The organism is Ornithinibacter sp., assembly GCF_035443565.1.
In the GTDB taxonomy this organism is placed as follows: Bacteria; Actinomycetota; Actinomycetes; order Actinomycetales; family Dermatophilaceae; genus Fodinibacter.
This window is the reverse complement of the sequence record NZ_DAORSO010000181.1, coordinates 1-3,899: the sequence shown is the minus strand read 5'-3', so window position 1 is coordinate 3,899 and position 3,899 is coordinate 1. Positions and strand designations below refer to the sequence as shown.

3 protein-coding genes are annotated in these 3,899 nt (G+C 70.6%); 1 reads left to right on the top strand and 2 read right to left on the bottom strand.

Annotated elements, in window-relative coordinates; translation table 11 throughout:
- The first annotated feature begins 159 nt into the window (after positions 1 to 159).
- Positions 160 to 408, top strand: a complete 249-nt coding sequence (locus PLL68_RS12945) for a WhiB family transcriptional regulator (RefSeq protein WP_159903993.1) — start codon at positions 160 to 162, stop codon at positions 406 to 408.
- 18 nt (positions 409 to 426) lie between these two features.
- Here the strand turns inward: PLL68_RS12945 and PLL68_RS12940 are convergent, their stop codons facing one another.
- Together PLL68_RS12940 and PLL68_RS12935 are read right to left on the bottom strand one after the other, a co-directional pair.
- Positions 427 to 1,914: a sensor histidine kinase gene (locus tag PLL68_RS12940; protein WP_324534715.1), complete on the bottom strand. Its 1,488-nt coding sequence runs from the start codon at positions 1,912 to 1,914 to the stop codon at positions 427 to 429.
- A 29-nt stretch (positions 1,915 to 1,943) separates the two neighbouring features.
- On the bottom strand, positions 1,944 to 3,899 hold a 1,956-nt coding region (locus PLL68_RS12935), incomplete at its 5' end, for an NAD-glutamate dehydrogenase domain-containing protein (RefSeq protein ID WP_324534713.1).

The window sequence follows — 3,899 nt, the reverse complement described above, 5'->3', positions numbered from 1 at the left end:
AGCAAACCCTCACGGAATTCGACGGTTACCGGTAGTGTTGCCCCACGGACGTCTGTGCTGTGGACGTCCGTCTTGGTTGCGACGACGCACCCAGCGGGCGTCTGCACCACCCCCTCAAGCGCTCGACCTCTGCTACATCCGCGACAAGGAGCACCCTTCATGGACTGGCGCGACCGCGCTGCCTGCCTCGACGAGGACCCCGAGCTGTTCTTCCCCATCGGGAACACCGGCCCGGCGATCGCTCAGATCGAGGAGGCCAAAGTCGTGTGCCGCCGCTGCGAGGTCGTGGACACCTGCCTGAAGTGGGCCATCGAGTCCGGGCAGGACGCCGGCGTCTGGGGCGGCATGTCCGAGGACGAGCGCCGCGCCCTCAAGCGCCGCAACGCCCGGGCCCGCCGCGCAGGCTGACCGCACACCGCCACCCCCTCAGCGACTGAGCGGGCGCAGCCGCGCGACGAACTCCACCCGGGTTCCGTGCGGCTCGTTGCTGGACCAGCGGATCCGCCCCCGCAGGTCGGAGGCCAGCGAGGTCACGATGCGCGTGCCGAGGCCGGCGAGCACCGGCCGGAAGCCCGCGGGCAACCCGACCCCGTCATCGGTGATCACCACGGTCAGCTGCTCCTCACCGTCGTCGAGCGTCTCGCGCTCGACCGCGACGTCGACGGTGCCTGCACGGTCAGGGAAGCCGTGCTCGACGGCGTTCTGGACGAGCTCGGAGATGATCATGGCGAGCGCCGTGGCGTCCTCGGCGCGCATCCGGCCGAAGCTTCCGGTGAAGGTCGAGTCGACCCGGTGCTCGCGCGTGGCCACCTCGACGATGGCCCGCAGCCCCCGCACGGCGATGTCGTCGAAGTTCACCGACTCGTCGATTCCCTGGCTGAGCGTCTCGTGCACCAGCGCGATCGTGCCGACCCGCCGAACGGCCTCGTCGAGCGCCGCCCGCGCCGCCTCGTCGGTGACCCGCCGTGACTGGAGGCGCAGCAGCGCGGCGACCGTCTGGAGGTTGTTCTTCACCCGGTGGTGGATCTCGCGGATCGTCGCGTCCTTGGTGAGCAGCTCCTGCTCCCGACGGCGCAGCTCGGAGACGTCACGAAGGAGCACCATCGCCCCGGTGCGCACTCCACCAACCGTCAGCGGGATCGCCCGCAGCGTGATGGTCGCGCTCGCGGTCTCGAGCTCGGAGCGCCAGGCGGCCCGCCCCATGGCGACGACCGCCAGGGACTCGTCGACCGTGTTCCCGCCGCGGGCGGCGATGTCGGCCACCACCTGCGCCAGCACCTCACCCACGACGTTGCCCACGTGTCCGGTGCGGTGTACGGCGGACACGGCGTTGGGGCTCGCGTAGCGCACCACCCCGTCGGGGTCGAGGTGGATGACCCCGTCACCGACCCGGGGCGCGCCACGGCGCATCCCGGTCGGGGCCGACGCCGAGGGGAACTCCCCGGACGCCACCATCCGCATGAGGGCGTCCGCGAGGTTGCGATACGTCAGTTCCAGCCGGCTGGGCGTGCGCGCCCCGGTGAGGTTCGAGTGTCGCGTGACGACCGCGATGGTGTGGCCCGCGTGGACGACGGGCACGGCATCCTCGCGGATGGAGACGTCGTCGTGCATCGCCGTCACCGGCTTGGCGACGAGCCGGTGGGTGCGCGCCGCCTCGTCGAGCATCGCCGCCCGGGCACTGCTCGACGTCGTGCCGACGATGTCGTCGTAGAAGACCATCGGCCCGGTGTTGGGCCGCACGTGGGCCACCGCCCGCCAGCCCGCGAGACCGCCGCGCACCCGCACCCACAGCACGAGGTCGGCGAAGGAGAGGTCGGCGATGAGCTGCCAGTCACCCGCGAGCAGGTGCAGCCATTCCGACTGCGCCGGCTCGAGGTCAGTGGTGTCGCGCAGCATGTCCGCCAGGGTGCTCACGCGCAGAACCCTAGGTCACGCGGCCGCGGTCAGGTGGCGGCCCCCGAGCGGATGACCGACCGCAGCGTCCGCAGCGCCACCGAGAGGGCAGCGATGTTCGGGTTGTCGAGTCGGCGGATCGCCGCGAGCGCCGTGGTGCTGCGTGTCAGGGCGTCCTTGTTGGCGTCCTCCCAAGCCTTCCACTGCTCGGCCGGCTCGGTGCCGGTGCCACCGGTCTCGATGACCGCACGGGTCAACGACTCCAGCACCGAGTACAGGTCGTCGCGCAGCGCGCCGCGAGCCAGGGCGTCCCACCGGTCGTCGCGCGGCAGGCGGGTGACCTTGCCGAGCATGGTGTCGATGCCGAAGCGCTCCGAGACGAGGTAGTACAGCGGTGCCACGGCATCCGGCTCACGACCCGTGTCGGTGGCGATGTCGACGATGTCGAGCAGCGAGTACCAGTCGAGCATGGATGCCGCGTGCTCCGCGAGGTCGTCGGGCACCCCAGCCTTGCGGAACTCGGCGACCTTGCGCTCGAGGCGCTTCTTCTCTTCGCCGCGCAGCAACGTGCCGACCCGGGGCCCGAGGTCGCCGATGGTGCCGGCGAACCGCTCGATCTCGGCGCCGATGTCCAGCGTCGTCGGGCGGGAGGTGAGGAACCACCGCACCGCGCGGTCCAGCAGGCGCCGGAACTCGAGGTAGAGCGCCGTCTGGGCCGTCGTCGGCACGACGTTGTCGAGCGCCTCGACCTTGGCGACGAAGTCGGCCAGACCGAAGACCTCACGGCACACGACAAACGCCCGCGTGACCTGCTCCGGGGTGGCTCCGGCCTCCTCCTGCGCCCGGAAGGCGAAGGTGATGCCGCCACGGTTGACCATGGAGTTGACCACCGAGTTGGTGATGATCTCGCGGCGCAGCGGGTGCTCGGCGAGCTCGTCGGCGTAGCTCTCCCGGATCGGCGGCGGGAAGTACTCCGCCAGGGTGCGCGTGAAGTACGGGTCGTCGGGGATCGAGCTCGCGAGGATGTCCTCCTTGAGGGCGAGCTTCGCGTAGGCGACGAGCACCGCGAACTCCGGCGACTTCAGGCCCAGGCGCTCGTGCACCCGCTTCTCGATCGCGGCGTCGGTGGGCAGGAACTCCAGGCCGCGGTCGAGGTCACCGCGCTCCTCGAGCCAGTGGATGAGCCGCTCGTGGACGCTGGCCATCGACAGCTCCTGCGCGCGGGCGTTGCCCAGCAGGACGTTCTGCTCGTAGTTGTCGCGCAACACGTGCTCGGCCACGTCATCGGTCATCGACGCCAGCAGCTCGTTGCGCTCCTCGGTGGTCAGACCACCCGCGCGCACGACCTCACCGAGCAGGATCTTGATGTTGACCTCGTGGTCGGAGGTGTCGACGCCGGCCGAGTTGTCGATGGCGTCGGTGTTGACCCGAACCCCGTTCAGCGCCGCCTCGATGCGGCCGAGCTGGGACAGGCCGAGGTTGCCGCCCTCGCCGATGACCTTGGCCCGCACCTGCCGGCCGTCGACCCGGATCGCGTCGTTGGCCCGGTCACCGACCGAGAGGTGGTCCTCGGTGGCGGCCTTGACGTAGGTGCCGATGCCGCCGTTCCACAGCAGGTCGACCGGGGCGAGCAGGATCGCGTGGATCAGCTCGGCCGGGGTCATCGTCGAGGTGCCCTTGGGCAGGCCCAGGGCGGCGACCATCTCGGGCGTGATGTCGATCGACTTCAGCGAGCGGGGGAAGACCCCTCCCCCGGCCGAGATGAGCGACCGGTCGTAGTCGTCCCACGAGGACCGGGGCAGGGTGAACAGTCGCTGCCGCTCGGTGAACGACGCGGCCGCCACCGGGTCGGGGTCGATGAACACGTGCCGGTGGTCGAACGCCGCGACGAGCCGGATGTGCTCGGAGAGCAGCATGCCGTTGCCGAAGACGTCACCGCTCATGTCACCGACGCCCACGACCGTGAAGTCCTGGCTCTGGGTGTCGACGCCCATCTCGCGGAAGTG